The following is a 25,822-nucleotide window of genomic DNA, read 5'->3' as shown; positions in this document are numbered from 1 at the left end:
CATGAATTCGTCCACCTCGCTCCCCTTCAAGCGATCCGCTTTGGCTGAGCAGATGCGCTGCGCCTGCATGGCGTTGGCAGCAACATTGTTAGCAGCTCCCGCAGCAGCAGTTGACTTGCCGGATGAGCCGCTGCAATCCAGTGGTCGTGTTTCACCCAACATTTTATTCATTCTCGATGATTCTGGCTCGATGAGTGAGGACTCGATGCCGGACGTCTTGCCGGGGACCACGCCCATCAATATTGCAGAGCAGGCCTATAGTAGGAACACCATTTACTATAATCCTGCGTTTGACTACAAGCCATGGTTAAATCCAGATGGTAGTCAAATGACTGGTGGTACCAGTTATTCTAATGTGTATACAGATAACTCATTCTTGACCGGATCGGCAAATCTGCAGTCTGCCGTACGGACGTTCTATGTGCCCAAAAATCTAGCTGCTTCTTCAGCACAGCTTGCCAATGTTAACAACTATTGGCGCTATCAGATCCACACGGATGGGCGTATCGTAAGAAGCGAGTATTTGCAGAACGTATCGGGTCAGCAGGGGCTTGCAGGGCGAAATTGTGATTCCAGTGGTTCTGGCTGGCAATGGAAGAATTGTACGTTTGCTTTGCCGAATCCTCTACGTAGCGATGAAAGTTCAGAGCGGGTCAATTTTGCAATATGGTATTCCTACTATCGCACCAGAATGAAGGTGGCGAAAGCTAGCGCGGGCCAGGCTTTTTCTGATCTTAATACGTCTGCGCGAGTTGGCTTTCGAACAATTTGGCGTAGAAACAAGACTGGAAATATAATTACGCAAGATAATCCGATTCCAATTGCTCGCAACGATGGACTATTTGATGATCCTAATGGTGGGTCGGGTGCGAACAACAACAAGACGCTCTGGTATGACCGTCTGTATGGTGCCTCTGGCTCAGGCGCAACGCCCCTTCATGGCGCGTTGACCGATGCCGGGCTGTACTACAGCAGTGCGGCTGCCAATGGGCCGTACGGTCCGCAGGCTGGCAGCGCACAGTTTTCTTGTCGGCAAAATTTTACTATTTTAACGACAGACGGGTACTGGAACGGCAAAGATAATTACACGGATGTTGCCAACGAACAAGATAACGTGGCTGGGCAAACAATCACCAGTCCCACGCGCGATACATACACTTATAGGCCAGAACGTCCATATGCCAGTTCAGATTCGGACACGCTAGCTGACGTAGCAATGCGGTTTTGGAAAAATGATCTGCGTACTGATCTTGCAAATAATGTGCCTACTTCCAGTCGTGATCCTGGCTTCTGGCAGCACATGGTGACGTATGCAATCTCTATTGGTGCATCGGGCACGTTAAATCCGGAGACGGATCTGCCGGCTCTCACCGCGGGAACTCTGAACTGGCCCACTCCGCGAAATAACACGATCGTTAACGTGGACGATCTTTGGCATGCCTCCGTTAATGGTAGGGGTGATTTTATTGTTGCAAGTAATCCTGATGAGTTCACTCAAGCGTTGAAGGCGTCGCTGGCATCTATTATTGAACGTGCTGGCGCATTCTCCAATCTATCCGCGAACTCCACACGGGTAGACAGTGCGACGCTCGCTTTTCAGGCAAGTTTTGTGTCCGGCATTTGGTCCGGGCAGTTGCGCGCATTTCCAGTTACCGCTTCAGGTACTTCGGCGACTCCAAGTTGGAGCGCGTCTGCCGGAATCCCGACGACCGGTCGCAAGATTTTCACTTTCAACGGTGTGGCCGGTGCTACGTTTCCAACCGCAACGCAGTTAGTGCCTCTGGCTCGGAGTGCCGCTCCTGCCGTGAGTGGCGCCGACAATGCTGCGTACATCGCAGGCTCTCGCACGAGAGAGCTTTCCAATGGCGGAACGTTGCGTAATCGTACGACAGTGCTTGGAGATATTGTCGGTTCCTCACCTGTTTTTGATGCGCAAACAAACACCGTTTACGTAGGTGCCAATGACGGCATGCTACATGCTTTCGACGCAAGCAACGGCGCTGAGGATTTTGCTTACGTTCCGGCAGCTCTTAATTTCAACGATTTGAGCACATTGAGCCGGCCTGATTACGAACATCGATATTTCGTGGATGGTCCGGTTATTCTGTCGCGGCGGGACCAAACGCCGGACGCTAGCATTCTCGTAGGAACACTTGGGAGGGGAGGAAAGGGGCTTTATTCGCTTGATGTTACCAATCCGGATAACTTTGTTGCTGCCCGCGTCAAATGGGAAAGGACTGAAACACCGCTTAACAACATGGGCTTGATTCTTGGACAGCCCATTATTGCCAAGCTCAACAATGGTGACATGGGTCTTATTGTCCCCAATGGCGTAAATAGTTCGAACAACCGCGCTGCCCTGCTGATTTACCGACTCAGTGATGGAGCTCTTTTAGCCGAAATGGACACCGGGGTAGGTTCCGCCGCTAGCCCGAACGGGATGTCGGCGCCCACCATCCGTGACGTGGATGGTAACGGGACTGCTGACTTCGTATACGCAGGTGACATGTTAGGAAACATGTGGAAATTTGATATTAGTTCCGCTAGCCGGACTGCCTGGAGCAATGCGAGCAATCGTCTCCGTATGTTCACCGCAACCAGTCCGACCGGCCAGGTGCAACCGATCACCTCGTCACCTGTGGTCGCTCGTGATCCTTCGACGTTCCAGTTATGGGTCTTTTTTGGCACCGGTCGCTTTATGGAAACTGGTGATACAGCAGATCGAAGTGTTCAGACCTTTTATGGATTGAAAGATGGCACAGCGACGGTCGCGAAAAATACATTGCAACAGAGAACTATCGCGGCAGTTGCCACCGATAGCGATACTGGACGCACGGTACGTGCCTTTGAGCTGCCTTCAGCACTTCCTGCTGGTCGTAATGGTTGGTATATCGATTTGGTAAATCCGCCCACGCCTCCCGGCACTCCGATCGGCGAGCGTGTCGTCAGCGATCCTCAGGTTGTCAACGACGTCCTGAATTTTTCGAGCATCATCCCCAGCAGCGATCCGTGTCTGCCGGGTGGCACTGGCTTTCAGAACGCTTTAAACGCGTTTACGGGCGCGAGCTTGTCCGAGTCGTTCTTCGACATCAATGGGGATGGGTCATTTGCAGACGAGACAGTGCCAGTGGGTGGTAGTACTGGTTCGCCTGGGACACCGGCAGCGACTGGGTCGGTTGGCCTCGGGGGAATGGGCACCACCGGCAACATCTTGACCGGCGGCGGTGGCGGTAGTGGCGGCGGACTCATCTGTACGAATCTGTCCAATGCGACGGTAGAGTGCCAGCGTATTCGTGAGGCGCGCCGTACATCTCGTGTCTCTTGGCGCGAACTATTGAAGGAGATGTGAGCATGAAAGCAGTTGGTCAACGCCGTATGTCTGCAGGCTTTACCTTGATCGAGCTGATGATCGTAGTTGCTGTCATTGCGGTCCTAGCTGGTATCGCGATGTACAACTACCAGGCCGCAGTGGTGCGTGCCAAACGCTCAGCGGCGACGAGTTGTCTACAGAGCGGCGCACAGTATATGGAGCGTTACTACACCACTTACATGTCATACAACAACGCTAGTACTCCGCCAGCGCTGCCGCAGTGTGATTCAGGGGGCGCAAACAGTTATACGGTAGCGCTTGCACCTTCAGCAGATGGAAGGAGCTACACCATCACTGCCACGCCAATTAACCAGCAGGCAAGAGCCGATACAAAGTGTGCCGCTCTCTCGATTCTACAATCAGGCGAGCGCCGAGAAAGTGGTACTGCTACGTCTGTCAGCGATTGTTGGTGATTGCGCGCGTTTTCGTCTCTCGATAGTGCGGGGAGACACGCACGCATGGGAGGGTAATCCCCCCGCCCATTAGCAGACGCCAGAAGTGGAATTTTCTCGTATCCTTTCTCGAGGAGGTTCCATGAAGAAGTCCCGCTTTACCGACAGCCAGATCATCGCCGTGCTCAAGCAGGCCCAGGCCGGTGCGCCCGTGCCGGAGCTGTGCCGCGAGCACGGCATCAGCTCGGCCACGTTCTACAAGTGGCGCAGCAAGTTCGGCGGCATGGACGTGTCCATGGTCGCGCGCATGAAGGAGCTGGAGGAGGAGAACCGCCGGCTCAAGAAGATGTACGCCGAGGCGCAGCTCAGTACCGACCTGCTGAAGGAAGCGCTCGCAAAAAAATGGTGAGGCCATCTCAGCGACGCGAGATGGCCCAATCGGCAGTCACGAGCGGGCGTACGAACATCCGCCACGCCTGCCAGGCCTTCGCGGTGAGCGAGACCTGCTTCCGTTACCAGGCCAAGGCCAGCGAGCAGAACGCCCGGATCGCCGACTGGCTGATCCGCCTGACGACCGCCCATCGCGACTGGGGCTTTGGCCTGTGCTACCTGTACCTGCGCAACGTGAAGGGCTTTGGCTGGAATCACAAGCGGGTCTACCGGATCTACCGCGAGCTGGAGTTGAACCTGCGGATCAAGCCGAGGAAGCGGCTGGTGCGTGAGCGGCCCGAGCCTCTGGCGGTGCCGGAGGCTATCAACCAGGTCTGGTCGATGGACTTCATGCACGACCAGTTGGCCGACGGCCGCAGCTTCCGGCTGTTCAATGTGCTCGACGACTTCAATCGCGAGGGGCTGGGGATCGAGGTCGACCTGTCGCTGCCGTCAGCCCGGGTGATCCGATCGCTGGAGCAGATCATCGAGTGGCGCGGCAAGCCCGCCGTGATCCGCTGCGACAACGGCCCTGAATACATCAGTGGCGCGTTGCTGTCCTGGGCGCAGCGGCATGGCATCCGGGTCGAGCACATCCAGCCGGGCAAGCCACAGCAGAACGCCTACGTTGAACGCTACAACCGCACCATCCGCTACGCCTGGCTCGCCCAAACCCTGTTCGACACCATCGACCAGGTGCAGGACAAAGCCACCCGCTGGCTATGGACGTACAACCACGAGCGTCCGAATATGGCGCTCGGCGGCATCACGCCTGCCATGAAGTTGGCGATGGCCGCTTAGCTCCACTTCTGGCGACCGCTAGAAGTGGGGGGATTACCGGAGTGCCACACGTGGCGGCATCTGAAGGACGTGGAAGCCGAGCTACCCCGGAGGAGGCGCATGTATGCTGAGCTAGCCTTAATCATCACGCGCTCAAGGACCTCCTGTCGCGAAAGATCGAGCCAGACTCGTTGACTGCAATAAGTCTGGCCATGCAAACCGCTTGACGGCCTCAGTGACCATCGAGCTGATCGGGTGTTTCACTAGTCCGATCTACACGGCATTACTGCCCGTGCCAGCGTGACGATGAGCCCACTCATAGCTGCAATCCGGGCGCACCTGAAGACATTCGGACAGGTTTCGCCCGACTGCTGGAGTGGGCATTGCGGCCGCAGGGTTGGGCAAGGCACTTGCCTGGCGAGTCTACACCGCACTGAAACTCGACCTGCAACGTCGCGCCATGTGCCGGCTACCTCGCAATCTTTCCCGCTTGACAAGCACCGCATAAGTAGATGTCTCTGGCATCGTTTCCTCAGCCATGAGGTTTCATGCGCACATCAGAGACGCAGATCGTCGTGACGCTCAAGCAAGCCGACGGTAATCCCCCCACTTCTAGCGGTCGCCAGAAGTGGAGCTAAGCGGCCATCGCCAACTTCATGGCAGGCGTGATGCCGCCGAGCGCCATATTCGGACGCTCGTGGTTGTACGTCCATAGCCAGCGGGTGGCTTTGTCCTGCACCTGGTCGATGGTGTCGAACAGGGTTTGGGCGAGCCAGGCGTAGCGGATGGTGCGGTTGTAGCGTTCAACGTAGGCGTTCTGCTGTGGCTTGCCCGGCTGGATGTGCTCGACCCGGATGCCATGCCGCTGCGCCCAGGACAGCAACGCGCCACTGATGTATTCAGGGCCGTTGTCGCAGCGGATCACGGCGGGCTTGCCGCGCCACTCGATGATCTGCTCCAGCGATCGGATCACACGGGCTGACGGCAGCGACAGATCCACCTCGATCCCCAGCCCCTCGCGATTGAAGTCGTCGAGCACATTGAACAGCCGGAAGCTGAGGCCGTCGGCCAACTGGTCGTGCATGAAGTCCATCGACCAGACCTGGTTGATAGCCTCCGGCACCGCCAGAGGCTCGGGCCGCTCACGCACCAGCCGCTTCCTCGGCTTGATCCGCAGGTTCAACTCCAGCTCGCGGTAGATCCGGTAGACCCGCTTGTGATTCCAGCCAAAGCCCTTCACGTTGCGCAGGTACAGGTAGCACAGGCCAAAGCCCCAGTCGCGATGGGCGGTCGTCAGGCGGACCAGCCAGTCGGCGATCCGGGCGTTCTGCTCGCTGGCCTTGGCCTGGTAGCGGAAGCAGGTCTCGCTCACCGCGAAGGCCTGGCAGGCGTGGCGGATGTTCGTACGCCCGCTCGTGACTGCCGATTGGGCCATCTCGCGTCGCTGAGATGGCCTCACCATTTTTTTGCGAGCGCTTCCTTCAGCAGGTCGGTACTGAGCTGCGCCTCGGCGTACATCTTCTTGAGCCGGCGGTTCTCCTCCTCCAGCTCCTTCATGCGCGCGACCATGGACACGTCCATGCCGCCGAACTTGCTGCGCCACTTGTAGAACGTGGCCGAGCTGATGCCGTGCTCGCGGCACAGCTCCGGCACGGGCGCACCGGCCTGGGCCTGCTTGAGCACGGCGATGATCTGGCTGTCGGTAAAGCGGGACTTCTTCATGGAACCTCCTCGGGAAAGGGGACGAGAAAATTCCACTTCTGGCGTCTGCTAATGGGCGGGGGGATTACCGCGGCCCACTCTAGCGCGCCCCAATCTCAATTTTTCAGATGACCAACGGAAAGAGGTAATTTAGGTAATCACCCCCAGAACAGGCGAATATCTCCATATTTATCAATAACTTATTGAATAATATCAAAGGTAATTAAAGGGTAATTGAGAGGTAATGGGATTACCTTTTGGAAAGGTAATCGACCCCCAAAAAAATACCCTTAAATTTCAATCACATAACTTTTCCACGGTGGCTCGATCGACGTCCCCCCGCCCTGAGTAGCGGCCAGGTTTAGAGTCCGGGGTTGATGATAGCGGCGTTGGCCAACTGTTGGGCATACGCGGAGGGCGTCATGCCGCCAATTGCTTTCTTGGGTCGCTCCTCGTTGTATTCGCGGCGCCAGCGCTCGATCTCGGTGCGTGCATGCAGCAGTGTCGGGAACCAGTGTTCGTTGAGGCATTCGTCGCGCAGGCGGCCGTTAAACGATTCAACGTAGGCGTTCTGATTCGGCTTGCCGGGTTGGATGAGTCGCAACTGCACGCCACGCGCATGCGCCCAGGCCACCATCGCCTTGCCGCAAAACTCCTTGCCGTTGTCCGTGCGGATCACCTGCGGCAAGCCGCGGCGGATGGCGAGCCGATTCAGCACACGCGTCACGCCATGGCCCGCTATTGCGCGCTCCACCTCGATGGCGACCGCTTCGTGCGTGGCGTCGTCCACGATCACCAGACACTTGATCACCCGACCGTCGGCAGTGCGGTCGAACACGAAGTCCATCGACCATACCTGGTTGGCCTGCGATGGCCGCAGCAGCGGCTGACGCTCGCCTACCGGGACTTTCTTGCGCTTGCGGCGGCGGACTTGCAGCTGCTGCTCGCGGTACAACCGCTCCACACGCTTGTAGTTCACGATGCGGCCTTCCTGTCGCAGTTTGAGATAGATCATGCCCACGCCATAACGGCGATGGCGATGCGCCAACGCACCGATGCGCTCGCGCAGCTCAACGTTGCGATCTTCGCGTGGGCAGTAGCGCAGCGCGCTGGCGCTCATGCCGATCGCTGCCAAGGCGCGGCGCTCGCTGGCACCGCACCCCATCCACTCGCGCACCAGCGCACGACGCGCCGGCGCGCTCACCACTTTTTTCGCAGCGCATCCTTGATCAGATCGTTCTCAAACAGCTGCTCGGCCAGCAACTTCTTCAGCCGCGCGTTCTCCGTTTCAAGGTCTTTGAGCCGCTTGGCATCGGGCACGCTCATCCCGCCGAACTTGCTGCGCCACAGGTAGTAAGAGGCCTCGCTGAAGCCATGGCGCCGGCACAGGTCCTTGATCGCCACGCCCGCTTCGGCTTCGCGCAGGAAGCCAATGATCTGTTCTTCGGAAAAGCGCTTCTTCACGTCCAATCTCCTCGGGGTAGGGAATTGGACTCCAAACTGCGGTGCTACTCAAAATCGGGGGGACGTCGCGATTACCCCAAATCACCCCAAAAGGTAATCCCGAATATCCAATTGTAATCAATCGCTTAGACCTGGTTCTAAGCCCCGGATTACCGATTACCCGGTTCCGATGGTCATTTGCCGAAACGCATCAAGAGGCCTAGCCACGGAACGAAGCCACGCCCCGACCGCAGAGCACCCCAGGCGCGCAGGGATCTGCAGGGAAGAAAGGCCCCCTTGGATCCCACGGATCGGTAGCAGCAGCGCGGCCTAGTCATGCCCTGCGGGGGTGCAGCGAAAGCCATGCGTGAAGACCGCAGGCGTGGCGGGGCGACGATTGCGCGCGCCAGGGCCAGCGCTGTCCGTGGGCGTCGGGGTTTTCCTACTGCGTCGGTCGTTGAAGACGGGCAACATAGGAGGCCGCATCCGGTTCCAACAGGGGCTACGACATGCCCAACATCCGCCGCCGGCCCCGCCTCCATCACGGGCGGTCAAGCGCAGAGGTGGGCATCTGATGGAGAGGCAGCGAAGCGACTCACTTGTGGGAACCTGTCCGACGCATGCTGGATTGTTGAGAGAAAGCACCTATGAACGAAGCAAAAGAAGCCCGCGCAACACATGACAACGCACCTCAGAAAGGCGCGTTCTACATCCTCAGGTCCGATATCGGGGGGGGCGGTCGCGGCCCTGGTTTGAAGCTAGAGAACCCAGATGCGGTGCCATTTTCCATTGCTGACAGCCTGCCGGGGGAGGACGCGGGACTAGCCGCATTGAAGGAGACCCCGCGCCTGCGCTACGACAGCCGCATTGGTGATATGCCCGATGATCTTGAGAGTGGTTTGACGGACTACTGGCTGGTCTCCGAGCCGCTGAAGCAGGTCCTTGAAGCTGCTGACCCAGAAGGCTTTGCCTTCGCGCTCTGTGACTTCCGACTGGAAGACGGTACGCCCGCAGCACCGCACTATCTTTGCGAGGTGGTGCGGATTATCGACGCCATCGACGAGGAAGCATCTACCGTCAAGGTGCTGACCGGATATCCAAATGGCAAGTACTACAGCCTTGTGGGGGGGGGCAAGTTGGCTTTCAACAAAGATGTGGTCGGGGCAGCGCATGTGTTCCGAACACCTTATACGGCAGATGCCTTCTGCGATCGATTCTTGCGCGACACCCTGATTTCCCATGGATTCGGCGAATCACCCAAGAAGCGTGGGGTTCGGCTAATCGACGCTGCAAATTACGGATAGAGATTTCTCTGCATGGATTTTGGAGTAAAAGCAGATGCCCTCCGGTAACGTCATCCTTCAAAGTCACCACGTCATTGAAAATAGTACTTTTCTCAGAAGTCGGCTTCTTAATAAATTGGTCGAGCATGGATTGATCGACAAAGATGTATCGACAAATCGCCTGTATCTTCCGGTAGACGGCAAGCTGGCTGACGAAGTCGAAACTTCGCCACACCGAGGACGCACCCGCAGGTCATATACGGATGCAATCGTTGATCATCTTGACAATCTCAGCAAATCCCAAAACGGCCGCGCTGCCATACGCAACGACGCTGCTGCATTGAAGCTCTTCGCCGCGCAAGTCCACGACCTGCAAGACACCCTCAAAGTCGCCCTGAGCAATGGGGACATGTTCGCAACGACCCCGGATCGCTTGACCAAGGCCGAGACCAACGCGCAGAACCGCAGGACGCTCTCCGAGTACGAGCAATACCGCACGACCCATGCCGACCAGCTCAAGACGCTGCGCTCAATGAGCAATGTCGAATCCGAATGGTTCGCCATCACCCGCACCGAGCAGCGGATCGCAACGGTGATCGACGCAGCTCGCACGACCGGCCAAAATCTGGTCGCTGTCCCTGATGAACGCGATGCTGTCATCCGCGAGATCGCCGGCCGCGAGGAATTTCGCATGGCCATCGCGCATGCCGAAGATGCCGGGCGCGTGACGTTATCCGAGTCCAACGCGACCTTGGTGCAGCAGGTACTGGATGACACGCCGACAACCATCGGCGGTACTGCACGCAGCATTCGCCAAGGCGCGGGCGCCGCACCGGTGTACACACCGCTCTCGCAACGCGGCTTCACGACAGCCGAGCTACTCGCAGGCGACCTATCTGCAGGCCAGGCATTTCGTACTGCCGGCCTGCTCGCCACCGCTGCCGACACGGTGAGGACCGGCCAACGCGCCACGCAGCTGCTCGGCCAGGACAACCCGCTGGCCGCCCAATCGGAGCTGGCGCATTTTGCCGGGCGTAACGTCGGTGGCTGGGCCGGCGGCAGTGCGGCGGCCTATGCACTGGGTAGCTCCGGTGCGGGACCGATGGTGCTGATCGCTGCCGATGCCTACGTGATGACCAAGGCCGGCGAAAAAGCGGCCGAGCTGCTCGACAATCGCGCCATCTACAACCAGACCGACCATGACGGGGTGCACTGGTCATTCAACGGAACGGCATGGTCGCGCGATGGCAAGGCCGACACCACCAACGACGGGACGTACAACCCAACCGCGACGCCCATCGTCGCCAGTTACGAGAAAGCCCGCGAACTCAATTACCAGGCCACCAATGCCGCTGCGGCATTGGCGCTGAGGGATGCGCCCGCTCCACAGGATCCGTATCGCCAGCCAGCCAGTGCCACTGACCGCCCCAGCCTGAGCACTGCCGACTGGCAGCGCGATGCGTCGGACGGCCAGTGGCATCGGCTGGTCAAGACCGAGATCACCGGCGCCAACGATCGCGGCAGCTATGTGCAGGACACCGCCACGCCAGCACGCGCGGCGGAACTGGACGCACAAGCTCAGGAAGTCATCGCCCGCAACATCGCCAACAGCCCCGGCGCCATTGCCGCGCGCTACGAACTCGCTTACCACCGCAGCGGCTGGGCCGCCGATGGCCTGCCGATGTCGCCGGCCGTGCAGCAGGCGCTGCCGGATCCGGATGCGTTGACTGCCTCGAACGGCCAGCGCTACTACCGCGACATCGAAGGTCAGTGGACCGGCCACGGTGCCCCGCCAGACGCCAATCGCGTGCTGGAACTGGAGACCACGCGCGCACTGCTGCAGCCGGCGCTGGCCGAGCAGGCCCAGATGATCGCCGCCATCCAGCAGGCGCCGCCGTCGCCTCAGGATCAGCAACGCGAGGAAACGCTCTACCGCTATCGCATCCTTGGCACCGAATTGAAGCCGGAGTGGCGCGAGGCGATCGAACTGGCGACGCAGCGCACGCGCGCAGCAGAGGGACTGGTTGGCGATGGTGCGATGCAGTTGCAGCGCGGCCCAGGCGGCACGTTTGGCGCGGACAGTCCCATCGCCCATCTCCAGCGTGGTGCCGATGGCGTGGAGCGCATTGCCGCAGTCACCAGCACCGAGGACATCCGGCAGGCGCTGCAGGAGGTACAGGCGCGGCAGCAGCCCGCCTCACCGGCACCGCAACTGGCCTCCATGTCACGCGCATCCGATGGATCGGCAGAGAGCGACACGTCTAGCTCCAACGCATCCGCCAAACCGCAGCTGGTGATGGATATGCAGGTGCGTATGCAGGCAGCCAGCGCCGCACAGGCACGTCAAGAACGCGATCAGCAGGAACGCCAAGCGCAAGACCAGCAGCAAGCGCAGGCGCGCGCACACGCGCTGCAGGAGCAGACAGCCCATGCGGATCGGGCGAACGCCGCTGCGGCGATGCAGGCGCATGCTGCGTTGGAGCTTGGTCGGCAGGCGTTGCAGCACGAGGAGCAGCAAGAGCGACAGGTGTTGGACGCCCAGCGCGAGCAATCGCAGCGCCAGGCACACGACACCCAGCAGCAAGAACAGGCGCAGCAGCAAGCCCAGCAGACGCAGCAGCGGGAGCAGGAAACACGTCAAGCCCAGGATGCCGAGCAGCACCAGGCAGAACGCAGTCAGGCACAGGAAACGAGGCATCAAGCGCAGCCGCCGCTCCACGCCCAAGAAGCGCTACAGCGTGAGCAGGAGCCGCTACCGGGAACCGCGTCACGCGAGCCGCCGCAGCTCCATGCACAAAGCACACAGCAACACGCCCCCGAACATCGGCCCAGCCAGGACAGTGTCGCCCAGCATGCCCCGGAGCCACACGCGGAACGTGCGCAATCCCCTGCGTTCGACAGAGCGGAGCAGCAAACGCAGAACCAGCACGCGCAAGAGTCGCGCGCCGACGATACCCAGCACGTGACAGTGCAAAGCGCTGCGATCACGCCCGCCGCGCCGGAAGACCCACAGCACGCTGCGGATCTGCAAGCAACGCGCCACCCGCCCACGTCGAAGGTGGAGCAGCAGCTCGACGCGTTGGGACACGCGCATACGGTGCAAGTGCCAAACCTGCCGCCCGAGCAATCGCTGGCTGCGCAGCGTGGCGGGCACCCAGCGGAAGCACTGCAGCACTCGACGCCGCCGGAGAGCGATACCGCTGCCGCATTGCCAGTGCCCCCTCACCTCACGCACGCGGCGGCGTCCTCGCTGGCGGCGCCGACCATAGACCGCTCCACCGGCACGCCCGAGGACGACGCCGATGCGCACCAGTCGCCCTCCGTGGCGCAATCGCAAGAGCAGGCGCCGTCTGCCGCAGCTGTGCCGGACCCTGACTCGTGGGCAGAAATTGCGCGATCCATGCGCGAGATGCGCATCCGACTCGAGCAGGAGCTGGAAACGGAAGATCGCATTGCGCAAGCCCGGCAAGCACGCGTCGAGCGTGGCCAACAGCCGTATACGGATCTGGAACTGCGTGAAGGCTACGACCCGGACGGCCCTTCCGCGCTGCGAAAGCCACCCTCCAGGGTCGAAGACGCTGCACAGGGACGCCAGGCCGGCGCGCACTCTGCTGGCGAGCAAGATGACGATCGTCCGCAACCTATCCGCAAGACCATTACCGGCGATCCAGATGTGGATGATCTGCTCTACGCGATCGACAGCAAGAATGATCTGGCCATCGAGCAGGCATTGAAGCGGGTCGCCAACAGTGCGCACAGCGCTGCCCTCGCGGAGCAAGGCCATGCGCATCTGGACGCCCAGGCGTTGCAGCAGGCAGAGGAACAAGCGGCCGCGCAACAGGCCTTGGGACTGGCCGTCCCGGCCGAGGCACAAACCAGTCGAGGCCCTGTGATGGTGATGACGCTGCCCCAGTTCGCGCACGGGCCTGCAGGCGGCCCGCCAGGTGGAGCTCCTGGTGGAGATGGGGGCGGTGGCGGTGGAGGCGGTGGAGGCGGCGGTGGGGGCGGTGGAGGCGGTGGAGGCGGCGGCGGTGGTTAACGCAGCCCGTGCGGCAAGTTGAATTCTCAAGAGGCGACCATGGATATGCAGAACACCTCACCGATGCGACACAGCGACGATGCGCAAGACGCAATGCGGGACTCGATCCAGGCGATGGCGGCACTGATCGGTCAGCTGCAGCGGCGAGAGCAGGCCCTGGAAGATCTGGTGCGCCAGCAACTGCAGCTGCTGCAGCAAGCGGCCAACCGCGCCGACCAACGCGTCAATCAGGTCGTGCAGGATGCACTGCCCCGGCTGACGCAATTGAGCAACCAGGCGTTGACGCAATCGCTGGAACCGGCAGTCACACGGTTCAACAAGAAGATGGTCGATGCAGACCAGAAGCTTGAGCATGCAACCCATCGTTATGCGCAAGCACAGCAATCCCTAGAAGCGATGGTCACGCGTCGCATGTGGATCGGCCTGAGCGTGATCGTCATCGGGGCGCTTCTGTGCGTGGGTGTCGCCGCCTACGCGATCAAGGCCGCACAGTCCGGGTTAGCCGAAGCCGCACAGCGTCGTGCCGAGATAGCGTATCTGGATCGCGTCGCCCGCGCCGACCTGGTGCAGTGCGGCGCAGACAGGCTCTGCGCCGTTTTCGAGAAGAAGGCGAAGCGTTACGGCGATCAGGGGCAATATCGCGTGATCGCATTGCGTCCATCTTCTACGCGGTAAAGACAGAGCCGCCACCAGCAGGGCGGCTCATGCCGGGGCGTTACAACACCGTCAGTCGATCCCGTGTCACGGCAGCGTACTGGTCGGTCATTTCGATGCCGACCGCCTCGAAGCCCTCCAGTTGCGCAGCGACCAGCGTAGTACCAGATCCTGCGAACGGGTCGAGCACGCGCCCGCCAGCCTCACAGATACGCACCAGCTGCCGCATCAATTCGGTGGGCTTGCCGGTCAGGTGATGCTTGTCCGCCCTGCGCACCGACTCACGGATCACGCCCGGCAGCACAGGCGCCCGGCGATCCAGCGGCATGTTGCCCTTGCTGCCCCAGACGATGTATTCGGCCTGGTTGCGGAAGCGGCCCAGCTGCGGCCGCACGCCTTCGGTCTTGTCCCAGACAGTGATGCCGCGCCAGGTGAAGCCGGCGATCTGCAGCGCGTCGGTGGTCAGCGGCAGCTGACGCCAGTCGGTGAACAGCAGCACCGGGGCGCCGTCCTTGAGCACGCGCGCGCACTCGGACAACCACAGGTGCATCCACTTCAGGTGCGAGCGTTGGTCGCGCTCGTCACCAACGAAGTCGGCATGTAGTTGCGCGCCACCGCCTTGGACGTATTTTGCCGAGGGAGGCTTAGCCCGCGCGGCAGCGTGCAGCCCGCCACTGGCATACGGCGGATCAGTGATCAACGCGTCGAACGAATTGGCTTCGAGCGTGGGCAGGATGGTCAGGGCGTCGCCCTGCAGGAGCTGATTTTTCATGATGAGAGCCTTCTTGGATTCGCTCGCGGCGATCGGAGGTGAGGCTCTCGGCCTTCAGGTGATTGAGCGTGCCGCAACGCGGGCACTTGATCTGGATTTCATCGAAGGCGCCGGCCTTGCATAACAAGCGGGCGCATTCGCCACAACGGAGGTTCTTGAGCATTGCGTGGTCTTGCGGTGGGAAAGGATTACGCGGCCGCTGGCGGCGCGTAGGGGGTGAAGGCGATGACCTCATCGCCCACCCAGTCGTTGATCTTCAACATGCGCGCCTGCAGCGGCTCCAGCTCGTTGGCGGCCCACACGGCAGCGGCCTCACGGATCGAGCCAAAACCGCCGGCGTTCTGCGGCACGATTCCCATGAGCTGCGGTGGGATCCGCAGCGCAGCCAGCATGTCGTCGCGGGTGATGCCCTTGATGCCGCTGAACTCGTCCTTGGCCGCCACCTCGCTGACCGGGATCAGCTTCAGCCCGTCCTTGTTGCCGCCCGGCGAGTACAGGAACAGGTTGCGGAAGTTGCCCGGCCCCTTGGCACCCTTCATGGCGTTGCGCAGCGCATCGACGTCTTCCTGGCTCTGCTGCGGGTCGGTCAGGTACAGGATGAAACCGGCGTGCGAGCCATTGTTGTAGTACTTGCGGCGGAACAGCGTGGCCGACTCGTTGAGCAGCGCCGATTGCATCGCCGACATCCACTCAGGCAGACCGTAGAGTTCTTGATCGACATCGGCTTCGCGCAGCTGGAACACGCTACCCGGCTCGAACACATGTTCGTCGTGCCAGGTGCGCACTTGGAAGTACTCGCCCTCGGTGATGCCGCGCCGCATGTACTTGGACAGCGGTGCAGTCAGCGACAGCGCACCGCCCATGCGGTTGCGGCGGCGCTCGAGGTAGCCGTTGCCCAAAGTGATCCAGTCCAGCGACAGCTGCTCGAAGGCCTCACGCGTCAGCAGCCGATGCGGCTTGAAGGTGCGCGCCAGCATGTTGCGCTTGAAGATCAGCCCTGACTGCAGGAACGGATTGCTGCGGGTGGTCTTGGACAGGCCGTCCAGCGCCACAGGCGGTTCGTACCAGCGCCCGTTCTGCCAGCACTCCAGATAGTCCAGCACGCCGCGCCCATCGAGCACCGGCGTCGGGTCGCCAAAGGTGAAGGCCTCGGCACGCGTGGACGCTGCAGGCGCGGTGGCGGGCAGCTGATCGGTCAACATCAAGAGATCTCCATGAAGCCGGAATTGCGCGCGGTGCGCCCTTCCAGCGGTTCGTTCTGCAGCGCGTGGAACAGTGCCCACGCAAGGTCCGCGTGGCCGGTCTCTTCGGAGCGGCCAGCGGTGAAGGTGGATTGCCGGCCGCTGGCCGTCATCGTCTTGCGGATGGCCATCAACGACTGCGCCACGTCGGTCCAGCCGGCGTCGAACTCCAGCCGGCCGTTGTGGATTACGTCGAACGCCTTGAGCACCAGGCGGGTCTTGACCTCGGGCGAGTAGCTGAAGGTGACCAGATTCGGGAAGAACTGCTTCACCAGCTGCGCCACGCCGCTGCCCATGCCCGTGGTGTCGATGCCGATGTAGGTCACCCAGTACCGGCGCGTGATGCGCTCGATCTCGGCCGCCTGCTTGGCAAAGTCCATGCCCCGGAACTGGATGCGCTCGAGCAGCCGGAACTTGCCGCCGGGCTGCTGCGGTGGCGCCAGCACGACCAGGCCGGCGGTGTCGCCGGTCTCGGCCGGGTCGTAGCCGATCCACACCGCGCGATCGCCGTAGGGGCGCGCCGCAAACGGTTTGTAGTCCTGGCCCCACTCGACCCAGCTGTCGACCATGCACGGTTGCAGCATCGCCAGCGGGAAAGATGCTAGCGCCGTCGTCAACGAAGTCGCACATCAACAGGTTGGCGAACGCGTCCGGGCTGTATTCCTCGCGCAGCTCGTCGATGTCGAACAGGTCGCAGCCACGGCGATGGGCGTCGAGGATGTTGACGATCTGCCGCCATGCACGGTCCTGGCAGCGGCGCCCGCCGGCCAGCGCGTCATGCGAAACATCGATCTGGATCCGCTGCGCGGCCGGCTTGCCCTTGTTGCGGCGCTCGCCGGTCCAGAACGTGTAGGCCTCGTGCGCCATGCTCGATGGCGTGCTGAAGTAGGTCTTGCGCCACTTCTTGTGCATCGCCATGCCGCTGGCGACCTTGTTTAACTCGTTGAACCCGTAGGTCCAGAAGAATTCGTCGAAGTAGAAATTGCCGTGGTAGCCCTGTGCGGTGCGCGCATTGGTGCCCAGGAAGAACAGCTCGGCGCCGTTGGGAAACACGATGGTGTCGCCGCCGGACAGCGTCTCATCGATCGTCTCGCGCACGAACTGCTGCATGTAGCCACGGAACAGGTGCGCCTGCGCCTTGGAGGCACTGAGGAAGATCTGATTACGCCCGGTGGTGAGCGCGTCAATCAGCGCCTCGCGGGCAAAGTAGTACGTCGCGCCGATCTGGCGCGACTTCAGGATGATGCGGGTGCGCTCGTTGCCTGCCCGGTACCAGTCGCGCTGATAGTCGAAGCAGCCGTCGACGAACGCGGTGGTCAGCTGCTCGATCTGTTCCTCAGTGAAGTCGTTGCGCTTGGGTTTCTTCTTCGGTGCGGCATTGCGATTGGCGACAGCCGGATTCAAGTCGGCTTCATTGCCGCCGCCCTGGTAGCGCTGGATGCGCGCCTGGCGCTCCAGCTGCCGATGCAGTAGATCGATTTCCTTGAAGTCGCCGCCTGACTTTTCCGGCTTCATGATCAACACAACCAGCCGCGCTTCGAGCGCGCCACCGATGCGCTCAACGTTATCTGCGCGATCCCACTCGTCACGCGACTTCCAGCTGTGTACAGTCTTCTCGTTCTCGCCGATGGCCTGCGCAATTTCCGTCACGCGCCATCCCATCCAGTACAGGAACTTGGCCTGTCTGCGGGTGTCCATCGGGAGCTGGGTGGCAACGCTTTGCATGCCACCAGAGTGAAGCGCTCCTTCTAATCTCGACAGCGCATAGACACGTAATCGCAGCGTTTACACGGCGCTTGCGTTGCTGCGCCATGCGCTGCGTTTGACCATGGGTTATCGCAAACGCATCCAGCGCAGAGGACACCCATGTCGGGCAAGACCAAGAAGTTCCGTTCCAACTGGTTCCGCGTGGCCGTCGAAGGCGCCACCACGGATGGCCGCACGATTCAGCGCAGCTGGATTGACGACATGGCCGCCACCTACAACCGCGAAACCTACAACGCCCGCATCTGGATCGAGCACATGCGCAGCCTGCTACCGGACTCGCCGTTCCGTGCGTATGGCGATGTCACCGCAGTGAAAGCCGAAGAGGTGGAGATCGACGGCAGCAAGCGTCTGGCGCTGTTTGCACAGATCGAGCCGACCGCCGACCTGATCACCATCAACAAGTCCAAGCAGAAGCTCTACACCAGCATCGAGGTGCAGGAGAAGTTCGCCAACACCGGCAAGGCGTATCTGGTTGGCCTGGCCGTCACCGATTCGCCGGCCAGCCTGGGCACCTCCATGCTCAGCTTCGCCAGCCAGAATCCGGACGCCAATCCGCTGGCCGATCGCAAGCAGTCACCGGGCAACCTGTTCACCGTTGCCGAAGAAACCGCGCTGGAATTTAGCGAAGTCAGCGAAGGACCGGTCGCCAACCTGCTCAGCCGGATCCGCACCGCGCTCAAGAGCGAGGACGCCACCAGCATCACCGCCGAGCAGTTCGCAGACCTCGGCCAGGGCGTCGAAGAAATCGCCGAGCACGTGCGCGGCCAGGACGAGCGCTTCACCCGCCTGCAGGCCGAGCACGCCGAACAGAAGACCAAGCATGAGCAGCTGGCAAACGACCTGGCGCAGCTGCGCGAGTCGCTGTCGCAGCAGGCCGACCCCGCACAGCCCGCACGCCCGGTGGTCACCGGCAGCGGCGCGGCCGTGCTGACCGACTGCTGATCCCACATCCCACACACGCCGCAGCGCCACATCCTTCGGAGCCACCATGCAAAACGCCACCCGCCTGCAGTTCAACCAGTTCGCCGAGCAGATCGCCAAGCTCAACGGCATTACCTCCGCGTTCCACTCGTTCGCTGTCGATCCGACCGTGCAGCAGAAGCTGGAAACGCGCATGCAGGAGTCGAGCGAGTTCCTGTCTAAGATCAACATCATCCCGGTGGACGAGTTGTCCGGCCAGAAGGTGGGTATCGGCGTCACCGGTAGCATCGCCAGCCGCACCGACACCGGCGCTGGCAAGACGCGCACCCCGCGCAACATGGCCGCGCTCGACAAGAACGAGTACGTCGCCAAGAAGACCGACTTCGACACCGCCATCCCGTATGCGCTGCTCGATACTTGGGCCAAGTTCCCGGACTTCCAGGCGCGCCTGCGCGATGCCATCGTCAAGCGCCAGGCACTGGATCGCCTGCAGATCGGGTTCAACGGCACGCATGCGGCCGCCGATACCGATCGCGCCGCGTTCCCGCTGCTGGAAGACGTCAACGTCGGCTGGCTGCAGCAGTACCGTACCAACGCTGCGCAGCGCGTGTTGGCCAGCGGCAAGGCCGCCGGCAAGGTGGTCATCGGTGGCGCAGCTGCCGGCGCTGACTACGGCAACCTCGATGCGCTGGTCTTCGACGTGGTGAGCAACCTGCTCGACCCCTGGCACCGCAAAGACCCGAGCCTGGTCGTGGTGCTGGGCCGCGACCTGATGCACGACAAGTATTTCCCGATGGTCAACAAGGAGCAGCCGGCCAGCGAGAAGATCGCCACCGACTTGATCTTGAGCCAGCGCCGCGTCGGCGGCCTGCAGGTGGCCGAGGTGCCGTACCTGCCGGACGGCGCGTTGATGGTCACCTCGCTTGCGAACCTGTCGATCTACTACCAGACCGGCGGCCGTCGCCGTTACATCCAGGAAGTGCCGGCGCGCGATCGCATCGAGAACTACGAGTCCTCCAACGATGCCTACGTGATCGAAGACTACGGCCTGGGCTGCGTGGTCGAGCACATTGAGATCGAGGCTTAAGCCATGGCCGACAGTCCCGCCAAGCGTCACCACAGCCGCGTGCTCGCCGAGTTGGAAGCGGCCCAGCGCGCACCGCACCAGCTGATGGCCGGTGCCACCGCCTACGAGCAGCACATGGCGCAGTTGCAAAGCGATCGCCTGCGCTTGAAGCAGATCCAGTCCACCCAAGGCAAGGCAGCGCTCAAGGTGCAGCTGCTGCCAACCTATGTGCCGTATCTGGCCGGCGTGCTGGCCGGCGGCCAGGGCGCGCAGGACGAGGTCGTCATGACGTGCATGGTGTGGCGCATTGATGCCGGCGACTATGCCGGCGCGCTGGAGCTGGGCGCGTATGTGCTCAAGCACGGCTTGCAGATGCCCGACCGCTTCTCTCGCACGGTCGGCTGTGTGCTGGCCGAGGAAGTCGCCGAGGCGGCGTTGTCCGCGCAGAAGACCGGCCAAGCGTTCGATGCGGCCGTGCTGGCCGATACCGCCACGCTGACCGCCGAACAGGACATGCCCGATGAGGTGCGCGCCAAGTTGCACCTGGCACTCGCCCGCGCATCGTTGGCAGCTATCACCGATGAGACGCCCGCCGACCAGGCGCAACCCATCGTGGCCGCCGCTGTGGCCGATCTGCAGCGCGCCATCGCACTGCACGGCAGCTGCGGCGGCAAGAAGGATCTGGAGCGTGCCGAGCGCCTCCTGAAGAAGTTCAGCGCTGAGCCTGCGGGCACCAGCGCATAACCGAGCGTCCCCGCAACCCTCGCCGGCTCGGGGCTGATCCACAGCACTCCATCGCTGCGGTGACGCCCCGACCACCGGCGATCTTTTCCGAGCCATCCATGAGCGGATTCACTGCCACCGGCACCACCGGCGCCACGCCTGATGCAATCGCCAACGCGCCGTTCTGGCCGGCGATTGCACCGGCCGATGTGCGGGCGAGCATGCGCCTGGATGGCACCGTCACCGATGCGCGTCTGCGCCACGCCATCGTCGCCGCCATGTTGGCGGTCAACGATGAGCTGCAGACCTGGGCGCAGACGCAACAGGCGGCTGGCTACGCGGCATTGAGCGATGTGCCCAGCACCACCGTCGATGGCGTCTCGCGGCGCGTGCAGCTGTACCTGCGCGCGGTGGCGTGTGCCACCGCCGTCGAGGTGGCAGAGCGCTACCGCAGCTTCGACGCCACCGACAGCGCGAACCAGCGCGCCGACGACCTGTCACCCAGCATCACCGAGCTACGCCGCGACCAACGCTGGGCCGTGCGCGATCTGCAGGACAAACCACGCAGCACGGTGGAGCTCATCTGATGCGCGTGCACGCCATGCAAGGCGACACCGTCGACCTGCTGTGCTGGCGCCACCTGGGCAGCACGGCCGGCCTGGTCGAGCGCACCTACCTTCTCAATCCCGGCCTGGCCGAACTGGGCGCCGTGCTTCCGCACGGCACGCCAGTGGAGTTGCCCGAGGTAACTACCACCACAGCGGCAATGACGCCGCTTGTGCAGCTATGGGACTGATCTGATGACCGAACCCACCTCCGTATCGAGCGGCTTTTTGATCGCCACCGGTGTGGGCCTCGCATCCGTGCTGCCTGGCATCGACGGCGACGCGCTGATCGGCGCCTTCGCGGGCGGCGCGCTGTTCGTGGTGTCTGCCGCCAAGCAGCCGCTGTTGGCGCGGTTGATCTACTTCCCGGTGAGCGTGATCGCCGGCTACCAGCTGGCGCCGGAAATCCTGCGCTGGTTGCCGATCAAGTCCAGTGGCGTGGCCGCCTTCGCCAGCGCGGCGTGTGCCATCACCGTCACGCTGGGCCTGATCGAAAAGAGCAAGTCCTTCGACTTTTCCTTCCTACGTCGTGGAGGTCCGCCCAGTGCATAGCCTGGTCACCGTCCTGACGTTGATGGCCTCGCTCGCCATCTGCGTCCGCCTGCTTACCTACCACCGCCCGGTCGATGGGTAATCCCCCCACTTTTAGCGGTCGCCAGAAGTGGAGCTAAGCGGCCATCGCCAACTTCATGGCAGGCGTGATGCCGCCGAGCGCCATATTCGGACGCTCGTGGTTGTACGTCCATAGCCAGCGGGTGGCTTTGTCCTGCACCTGGTCGATGGTGTCGAACAGGGTTTGGGCGAGCCAGGCGTAGCGGATGGTGCGGTTGTAGCGTTCAACGTAGGCGTTCTGCTGTGGCTTGCCCGGCTGGATGTGCTCGACCCGGATACCATGCCGCTGCGCCCAGGACAGCAACGCGCCACTGATGTATTCAGGGCCGTTGTCGCAGCGGATCACGGCGGGCTTGCCGCGCCACTCGATGATCTGCTCCAGCGATCGGATCACACGGGCTGACGGCAGCGACAGATCCACCTCGATCCCCAGCCCCTCGCGATTGAAGTCGTCGAGCACATTGAACAGCCGGAAGCTGCGGCCGTCGGCCAACTGGTCGTGCATGAAGTCCATCGACCAGACCTGGTTGATAGCCTCCGGCACCGCCAGAGGCTCGGGCCGCTCACGCACCAGCCGCTTCCTCGGCTTGATCCGCAGGTTCAACTCCAGCTCGCGGTAGATCCGGTAGACCCGCTTGTGATTCCAGCCAAAGCCCTTCACGTTGCGCAGGTACAGGTAGCACAGGCCAAAGCCCCAGTCGCGATGGGCGGTCGTCAGGCGGACCAGCCAGTCGGCGATCCGGGCGTTCTGCTCGCTGGCCTTGGCCTGGTAACGGAAGCAGGTCTCGCTCACCGCGAAGGCCTGGCAGGCGTGGCGGATGTTCGTACGCCCGCTCGTGACTGCCGATTGGGCCATCTCGCGTCGCTGAGATGGCCTCACCATTTTTTTGCGAGCGCTTCCTTCAGCAGGTCGGTACTGAGCTGCGCCTCGGCGTACATCTTCTTGAGCCGGCGGTTCTCCTCCTCCAGCTCCTTCATGCGCGCGACCATGGACACGTCCATGCCGCCGAACTTGCTGCGCCACTTGTAGAACGTGGCCGAGCTGATGCCGTGCTCGCGGCACAGCTCCGGCACGGGCGCACCGGCCTGGGCCTGCTTGAGCACGGCGATGATCTGGCTGTCGGTAAAGCGGGACTTCTTCATGGAACCTCCTCGGGAAAGGGGACGAGAAAATTCCACTTCTGGCGTCTGCTAATGGGCGGGGGGATTACCGATGCGCGCCATCGACGCGGCGCGGGCTGGTGCGCGTGGCTGCTGATCGCCAGCACCGGCGGCCAGGCGCTGCACATCCTGCTGGCAGGCGCCGGCTCGCAAGTCAGTCTCTGGCACCTGGGCACGTTGATCGTGCTGGCGGTGCTTACCTACCGCGCCCAGGGCAACGTGGCGCGCATCCTCAAGGTCGATTGATGTTCACCGATACCCAGCTCGCCTCGATCATGCAGTGCTCGGCCCAACGCGCACAGCGCTGGCACGGCCCACTGCTCGCTGCCGCCAACCGCTTTGGCATCACCACCAAGCGCCGCGCCGCACATTGGCTCGGCCAGGTCGGCCACGAAAGCCTGAGCCTGTCGCGCATGGAGGAAGGCCTGACTTACACCACCAGCGCCCGGCTGCTGGAAGTCTTCGGCGCACGCATCACGCCGGCACAAGCGCCCAAGTTCCTGCGCAATCCGGTCGGCCTGGCCAACTTCGTCTACGCAGATCGCCTGGGCAACGGTAACGAAGCCAGCGGCGATGGCTATCGCCACCGGGGCCGTAGCCCGATGCAGCACACCTTCCGGGGCAACTACCGCCGTATCGGTGAGCTGATCGGCCTGCCCGTCGAAGACCAGCCCGACCTGTTGCTGCAGATCGAACCGAGCGCCCTGGGTGCGGCCGCGTACTGGCACGACAACGGCCTCAACGCGCTGGCCGATGCGGGCGATGTGCTTGGCCTGGGCCGCAAGATCAACCTGGGCAACGTGCGTGCCAAGCGCTTGCCAGAGGGCCACAGCGATCGCGTCACGCGCACGCAGCGCGCCCTGCAGATCCTGGGCGTGTCCTGATGGTCACGCGCCTGATCATCCTGCTGGCGCTGATTGCAGTGCTCGTCGGTGGCTGCGTGTGGCAGGAGCGGCGCGTCAGCGCCGCGCAGACAGACCGCGATGCCGCGCTGCAGGCCAAGCGCCGGGCCGAGGCGGAACGCGACAGCGCCAAAGGCTCCACCACCGTCGTCACGCAGTACGTCGACCGCGTGCAGATCGTGCGCGAGGCCGGCGCCACCATCACCCGCGAGATCCCGATCTATGTCACCCAGAAAGCCGACGCTGATTGCACTATCCCTTCTGGCTTTGTGCGGCTGCACGATGCCGCCGCAACGGGCAACCCTACCGGGCCGCCCGCCGGAGATCCTGATGCGCCGGCCGCCGGCATTACGCTCTCTGCCGTCGCCGGTACCGTCGCCGACAACTACACCAGCTGCCACGCCACCGCCACGCAACTGAGTGCGCTGCAGGACTGGGTCGACCTCCATGCGCCTGAGCCGGCGCCATGATCAAACCCGCCAGCCTGCGCGCGCATCTGGTCGCGGCATTGCCGGACCTGGCGCGCGATGCCGACCGGCTGTTGGTGTTCATCGACGCCGGCAGCCTGGTCAGCACGTTCCAGCCCGGGCTGTCGTTCGAGTACCAGTACACGCTCAACCTGATCCTGACCGACTACGCCGGCCACCCCGACAGCGTGATGCTGCCGTTGCTGGAATGGGTGCAAGCCAGTCAATCCGAGCTGCTGTCCAATCCGGCGCGCCGGGGCGAGATTGCCTTCGAGGCCGACATCCTCGCCAACGATGCCGTGGATCTGTCGATCAAGTTGCCGCTGACCGAGCGCGTCGTCGTGACGGCGAAGGACGGCGGCGGCTACGACATGACCCATGCGCCTGAGCCGCAGATCGACCCGTCATGGATGACCTGACCGCACTGGAAGCCTGGGCCGCGCCGCTGCTGGCACGCCTGCAGGAGGGTGAGCGCCGCAAGCTCGCGCGCAAGATCGGCACCGCCCTGCGGCGATCGCAGAGCCAGCGCATCGGTCGACAACAGGCACCGGACGGGACACCCTACGCACCGCGCAAGGAGCCGCTGCGCGACAAATCCGGCAGAGTCAAACGCAAAAAGATGTTTGCCAAGCTGCGGCAAGCCAAGTTCCTCAAGGTCAGCGCCAGCCCCAATGAGGTGAGCGTGGGATTTATGGGGCGCGTGTCACGCATTGCACGCGTGCACCAAGAAGGCTCAAGCGAAAGCGTGCGGCCTAGAGGTCCAAGGGCACGTTACGAACGGCGCGTGCTGTTGGGGCTCACCGAGCCAGACCGGCACCTCATCCGAAACCAGCTCTTGAATCACCTACAATAATGTACGTCTAGTTCTTTCTATTTATATTTGAATAAATTCAATATTTGCCCAGGGCGCTGTTCTCGCTTGGACCAGCAACGAATATCTGATGAATGCAATTTTCATAGCTACATCCCTCCCGCCAACCGTGCACCTACCATTGGGGCAACGGCCAACAACAATTACGTCAATTGTATTGGCAGTACAAGAATGCTTACCTGGCGTAGAAATACAGCGCATGCGATAGCGCCTCCCACAAGAAGCACCGTTATCCCATAGACCCTCCGAAACTGTCACGACCAAGTAGTTTCGGCTGCTGACTGTATCTTCAGATATATTGCAACCCTGAACAAAGTCAGCAGGACGAGAAGCGTTATTTCCATAAAAACTAATGGAGCCAATGTCTGCAAATGCGGCCGAAGAAATGAGCAGACCTACTGCCAAGACGCTAGCTCCAAGCGTATTTTTGTGTTTCATAAGTACTCCCATGCGGACATAAACTGTCTCAGGTCGCGCATTTCAGCCACATCAAATATGCGAAGATCTGTTGCCGCTTACGATTTGAAAGTAGCTATCAATTTTTTGTAGAACGAGACCCGACAAGTCGCTGCCTGCAAACTTCCTGAGGTGGCACGAGATCATTGCGTACCGTTCGACGCAAT

At 61.9% G+C, this 25,822-nt stretch carries 25 protein-coding genes and 2 pseudogenes; 18 read left to right on the top strand and 9 right to left on the bottom strand.

The genetic code is table 11. From position 1 onward, the window contains the following. Position 1: 1 nt before the first annotated feature. The 3 genes from ACCQ00_RS13225 to ACCQ00_RS13215 all read left to right on the top strand — a co-directional run bounded on the left by ACCQ00_RS13225 (position 2) and on the right by ACCQ00_RS13215 (position 4,992). A complete protein-coding gene (locus tag ACCQ00_RS13225; protein ID WP_039567167.1) occupies positions 2-3,349 on the top strand; it encodes a pilus assembly protein in 3,348 nt (1,115 codons plus the stop codon). 2 nt (positions 3,350-3,351) lie between these two features. Next, positions 3,352-3,783: a type IV pilin protein gene (locus ACCQ00_RS13220; protein WP_046736097.1), complete on the top strand. Its 432-nt coding sequence runs from the start codon at positions 3,352-3,354 to the stop codon at positions 3,781-3,783. 121 nt (positions 3,784-3,904) lie between these two features. Continuing rightward, positions 3,905-4,992, top strand: a protein-coding gene (locus ACCQ00_RS13215) for an IS3 family transposase (RefSeq protein WP_099770609.1) whose coding sequence is annotated in 2 segments (ribosomal slippage) — positions 3,905-4,157 and positions 4,157-4,992 — 1,089 coding nt in all. Because the reading frame shifts where the segments join, the coding sequence is not laid out codon by codon here. 613 nt (positions 4,993-5,605) lie between these two features. On the opposite strand, the gene ACCQ00_RS13210 is transcribed toward ACCQ00_RS13215, so the two are convergent. Beyond that, positions 5,606-6,693 (bottom strand): IS3 family transposase gene (locus ACCQ00_RS13210; RefSeq protein ID WP_503290252.1). Its coding sequence is split into 2 segments (ribosomal slippage): positions 5,606-6,441 and positions 6,441-6,693, totalling 1,089 coding nucleotides; the frame shifts between segments, so codons are not numbered across the junction. Positions 6,694-7,033: 340 nt separating this feature from the next. Next, a protein-coding gene (locus ACCQ00_RS13205) for an IS3 family transposase (RefSeq protein ID WP_099770619.1) occupies positions 7,034-8,136 on the bottom strand; the annotation gives its coding sequence in 2 pieces (ribosomal slippage) (positions 7,034-7,878 and positions 7,878-8,136; 1,104 coding nt in all). A 626-nt stretch (positions 8,137-8,762) separates the two neighbouring features. Between ACCQ00_RS13205 and ACCQ00_RS13200 the strand changes: the two genes are divergently transcribed. The 3 genes from ACCQ00_RS13200 (at position 8,763) to ACCQ00_RS13190 (ending at position 14,112) form a co-directional block, all read left to right on the top strand. Further along, the gene (locus ACCQ00_RS13200; RefSeq protein ID WP_039574939.1) at positions 8,763-9,419 is read left to right on the top strand and encodes an imm11 family protein; all 657 of its coding nucleotides are present in this window, start codon (positions 8,763-8,765) and stop codon (positions 9,417-9,419) included. Positions 9,420-9,738: 319 nt separating this feature from the next. After that, the gene (locus ACCQ00_RS13195; protein ID WP_237384821.1) at positions 9,739-13,437 is read left to right on the top strand and encodes a hypothetical protein; all 3,699 of its coding nucleotides are present in this window, start codon (positions 9,739-9,741) and stop codon (positions 13,435-13,437) included. 39 nt (positions 13,438-13,476) lie between these two features. Further along, the gene (locus ACCQ00_RS13190; protein ID WP_039588180.1) at positions 13,477-14,112 is read left to right on the top strand and encodes a hypothetical protein; all 636 of its coding nucleotides are present in this window, start codon (positions 13,477-13,479) and stop codon (positions 14,110-14,112) included. A gap of 40 nt (positions 14,113-14,152) precedes the next feature. On the opposite strand, the gene ACCQ00_RS13185 is transcribed toward ACCQ00_RS13190, so the two are convergent. From ACCQ00_RS13185 to ACCQ00_RS13165, 5 genes and pseudogenes are all read right to left on the bottom strand, one after another. Further along, on the bottom strand, positions 14,153-14,863 hold the full coding sequence (locus ACCQ00_RS13185) for a DNA-methyltransferase (protein ID WP_039575527.1): 711 nt from the start codon (positions 14,861-14,863) through the stop codon (positions 14,153-14,155). Then, a complete protein-coding gene (locus ACCQ00_RS13180; RefSeq protein WP_080950292.1) occupies positions 14,781-15,026 on the bottom strand; it encodes a Com family DNA-binding transcriptional regulator in 246 nt (81 codons plus the stop codon). The genes ACCQ00_RS13185 and ACCQ00_RS13180 overlap by 83 nt, the downstream gene beginning before the upstream one ends. 25 nt (positions 15,027-15,051) lie before the next feature. After that, positions 15,052-16,065: a phage portal protein gene (locus ACCQ00_RS13175; RefSeq protein ID WP_039575524.1), complete on the bottom strand. Its 1,014-nt coding sequence runs from the start codon at positions 16,063-16,065 to the stop codon at positions 15,052-15,054. Further along, a complete protein-coding gene (locus ACCQ00_RS13170; protein WP_425478824.1) occupies positions 16,065-16,673 on the bottom strand; it encodes a phage terminase large subunit family protein in 609 nt (202 codons plus the stop codon). The genes ACCQ00_RS13175 and ACCQ00_RS13170 overlap by 1 nt, the downstream gene beginning before the upstream one ends. A 79-nt stretch (positions 16,674-16,752) precedes the next feature. Then, positions 16,753-17,766 (bottom strand): annotated as a pseudogene (locus ACCQ00_RS13165) (terminase large subunit domain-containing protein); the annotation flags it as partial. Between the two features lie 204 nt (positions 17,767-17,970). On the opposite strand from ACCQ00_RS13165, the gene ACCQ00_RS13160 reads away from it, so the two are divergent. The 7 genes and pseudogenes from ACCQ00_RS13160 to ACCQ00_RS13130 form a co-directional block, all read left to right on the top strand. After that, positions 17,971-18,813 carry a GPO family capsid scaffolding protein gene (locus ACCQ00_RS13160; protein WP_039575521.1) on the top strand — a complete coding sequence of 281 codons (843 nt, stop codon included), beginning with the start codon at positions 17,971-17,973 and terminating at the stop codon, positions 18,811-18,813. A gap of 46 nt (positions 18,814-18,859) precedes the next feature. Continuing rightward, positions 18,860-19,879 carry a phage major capsid protein, P2 family gene (locus ACCQ00_RS13155; protein ID WP_039575518.1) on the top strand — a complete coding sequence of 340 codons (1,020 nt, stop codon included), beginning with the start codon at positions 18,860-18,862 and terminating at the stop codon, positions 19,877-19,879. Positions 19,880-19,882: 3 nt separating this feature from the next. After that, the gene (gene gpM, locus ACCQ00_RS13150; protein WP_039575516.1) at positions 19,883-20,602 is read left to right on the top strand and encodes a phage terminase small subunit; all 720 of its coding nucleotides are present in this window, start codon (positions 19,883-19,885) and stop codon (positions 20,600-20,602) included. 98 nt (positions 20,603-20,700) lie between these two features. Continuing rightward, entirely contained in the window at positions 20,701-21,168 is a 468-nt protein-coding gene (locus ACCQ00_RS13145; protein ID WP_039575513.1) for a head completion/stabilization protein, read from the top strand. After that, positions 21,168-21,377, top strand: a complete 210-nt coding sequence (locus tag ACCQ00_RS13140; protein WP_005917735.1) for a tail protein X — start codon at positions 21,168-21,170, stop codon at positions 21,375-21,377. Before ACCQ00_RS13145 ends, ACCQ00_RS13140 begins: the two co-directional genes overlap by 1 nt. A 4-nt stretch (positions 21,378-21,381) precedes the next feature. Beyond that, positions 21,382-21,738: a phage holin family protein gene (locus ACCQ00_RS13135; RefSeq protein ID WP_005929454.1), complete on the top strand. Its 357-nt coding sequence runs from the start codon at positions 21,382-21,384 to the stop codon at positions 21,736-21,738. Further along, positions 21,731-21,814, top strand: a pseudogene (locus ACCQ00_RS13130) (phage holin family protein); the annotation flags it as partial. The gene ACCQ00_RS13135 and the pseudogene ACCQ00_RS13130, both read left to right, overlap by 8 nt. A gap of 39 nt (positions 21,815-21,853) precedes the next feature. Here ACCQ00_RS13130 and ACCQ00_RS13125 read toward each other — a convergent pair. Beyond that, positions 21,854-22,941 (bottom strand): IS3-like element ISXac2 family transposase gene (locus ACCQ00_RS13125; RefSeq protein ID WP_087944778.1). Its coding sequence is split into 2 segments (ribosomal slippage): positions 21,854-22,689 and positions 22,689-22,941, totalling 1,089 coding nucleotides; the frame shifts between segments, so codons are not numbered across the junction. A gap of 51 nt (positions 22,942-22,992) precedes the next feature. Here ACCQ00_RS13125 and ACCQ00_RS13120 point away from each other — a divergent pair. Genes ACCQ00_RS13120 through ACCQ00_RS13100 form a run of 5 tightly spaced genes read left to right on the top strand, consistent with a single transcriptional unit; the run spans position 22,993 to position 25,181 of the window. Next, positions 22,993-23,205, top strand: a complete 213-nt coding sequence (locus tag ACCQ00_RS13120; protein WP_257937076.1) for a phage holin family protein — start codon at positions 22,993-22,995, stop codon at positions 23,203-23,205. Further along, entirely contained in the window at positions 23,205-23,843 is a 639-nt protein-coding gene (locus ACCQ00_RS13115; RefSeq protein ID WP_039575510.1) for a glycoside hydrolase family 19 protein, read from the top strand. The genes ACCQ00_RS13120 and ACCQ00_RS13115 overlap by 1 nt, the downstream gene beginning before the upstream one ends. Continuing rightward, positions 23,843-24,331 (top strand): hypothetical protein, encoded by a 489-nt coding sequence (locus tag ACCQ00_RS13110; RefSeq protein WP_039575507.1) that lies wholly within the window; start codon positions 23,843-23,845, stop codon positions 24,329-24,331. Before ACCQ00_RS13115 ends, ACCQ00_RS13110 begins: the two co-directional genes overlap by 1 nt. Beyond that, complete coding sequence (locus ACCQ00_RS13105) at positions 24,328-24,747, top strand: phage tail protein (RefSeq protein ID WP_039575505.1); 420 nt, start codon at positions 24,328-24,330, stop codon at positions 24,745-24,747. The genes ACCQ00_RS13110 and ACCQ00_RS13105 overlap by 4 nt, the downstream gene beginning before the upstream one ends. Next, positions 24,735-25,181 carry a phage virion morphogenesis protein gene (locus ACCQ00_RS13100; protein WP_039575501.1) on the top strand — a complete coding sequence of 149 codons (447 nt, stop codon included), beginning with the start codon at positions 24,735-24,737 and terminating at the stop codon, positions 25,179-25,181. Before ACCQ00_RS13105 ends, ACCQ00_RS13100 begins: the two co-directional genes overlap by 13 nt. 21 nt (positions 25,182-25,202) lie before the next feature. Here ACCQ00_RS13100 and ACCQ00_RS13095 read toward each other — a convergent pair whose 3' ends face one another. Next, on the bottom strand, positions 25,203-25,637 hold the full coding sequence (locus ACCQ00_RS13095; protein ID WP_236493386.1) for an RlpA-like double-psi beta-barrel domain-containing protein: 435 nt from the start codon (positions 25,635-25,637) through the stop codon (positions 25,203-25,205). Between the last annotated feature and the right edge of the window lie 185 nt (positions 25,638-25,822).

The sequence above is a fragment of the Xanthomonas sp. NCPPB 3761 genome, from assembly GCF_041475705.2.
In the GTDB taxonomy this organism is placed as follows: domain Bacteria; phylum Pseudomonadota; class Gammaproteobacteria; order Xanthomonadales; family Xanthomonadaceae; genus Xanthomonas; species Xanthomonas phaseoli.
This window is presented reverse-complemented; position numbering and strand designations above follow the sequence as displayed.

Bases quoted from the DNA above. Each gene is read 5' to 3' on its own strand.
- ACCQ00_RS13185 (WP_039575527.1), bottom strand. From the start codon at position 14,863: ATGAAAAATCAGCTCCTGCAGGGCGACGCCCTGACCATCCTGCCCACG.
- ACCQ00_RS13120 (WP_257937076.1), top strand. From the start codon at position 22,993: ATGGGCGGGGGGATTACCGATGCGCGCCATCGACGCGGCGCGGGCTGG.
- ACCQ00_RS13170 (WP_425478824.1), bottom strand. From the start codon at position 16,673: ATGGTCGACAGCTGGGTCGAGTGGGGCCAGGACTACAAACCGTTTGCG.
- ACCQ00_RS13140 (WP_005917735.1), top strand. From the start codon at position 21,168: ATGCGCGTGCACGCCATGCAAGGCGACACCGTCGACCTGCTGTGCTGG.
- ACCQ00_RS13115 (WP_039575510.1), top strand. From the start codon at position 23,205: ATGTTCACCGATACCCAGCTCGCCTCGATCATGCAGTGCTCGGCCCAA.
- ACCQ00_RS13160 (WP_039575521.1), top strand. From the start codon at position 17,971: ATGTCGGGCAAGACCAAGAAGTTCCGTTCCAACTGGTTCCGCGTGGCC.
- ACCQ00_RS13145 (WP_039575513.1), top strand. From the start codon at position 20,701: ATGAGCGGATTCACTGCCACCGGCACCACCGGCGCCACGCCTGATGCA.
- ACCQ00_RS13180 (WP_080950292.1), bottom strand. From the start codon at position 15,026: ATGCTCAAGAACCTCCGTTGTGGCGAATGCGCCCGCTTGTTATGCAAG.
- ACCQ00_RS13225 (WP_039567167.1), top strand. From the start codon at position 2: ATGAATTCGTCCACCTCGCTCCCCTTCAAGCGATCCGCTTTGGCTGAG.
- gpM (WP_039575516.1), top strand. From the start codon at position 19,883: ATGGCCGACAGTCCCGCCAAGCGTCACCACAGCCGCGTGCTCGCCGAG.
- ACCQ00_RS13200 (WP_039574939.1), top strand. From the start codon at position 8,763: ATGAACGAAGCAAAAGAAGCCCGCGCAACACATGACAACGCACCTCAG.
- ACCQ00_RS13220 (WP_046736097.1), top strand. From the start codon at position 3,352: ATGAAAGCAGTTGGTCAACGCCGTATGTCTGCAGGCTTTACCTTGATC.
- ACCQ00_RS13155 (WP_039575518.1), top strand. From the start codon at position 18,860: ATGCAAAACGCCACCCGCCTGCAGTTCAACCAGTTCGCCGAGCAGATC.
- ACCQ00_RS13190 (WP_039588180.1), top strand. From the start codon at position 13,477: ATGGATATGCAGAACACCTCACCGATGCGACACAGCGACGATGCGCAA.
- ACCQ00_RS13175 (WP_039575524.1), bottom strand. From the start codon at position 16,065: ATGTTGACCGATCAGCTGCCCGCCACCGCGCCTGCAGCGTCCACGCGT.
- ACCQ00_RS13110 (WP_039575507.1), top strand. From the start codon at position 23,843: ATGGTCACGCGCCTGATCATCCTGCTGGCGCTGATTGCAGTGCTCGTC.
- ACCQ00_RS13105 (WP_039575505.1), top strand. From the start codon at position 24,328: ATGATCAAACCCGCCAGCCTGCGCGCGCATCTGGTCGCGGCATTGCCG.
- ACCQ00_RS13100 (WP_039575501.1), top strand. From the start codon at position 24,735: ATGGATGACCTGACCGCACTGGAAGCCTGGGCCGCGCCGCTGCTGGCA.
- ACCQ00_RS13095 (WP_236493386.1), bottom strand. From the start codon at position 25,637: ATGAAACACAAAAATACGCTTGGAGCTAGCGTCTTGGCAGTAGGTCTG.
- ACCQ00_RS13135 (WP_005929454.1), top strand. From the start codon at position 21,382: ATGACCGAACCCACCTCCGTATCGAGCGGCTTTTTGATCGCCACCGGT.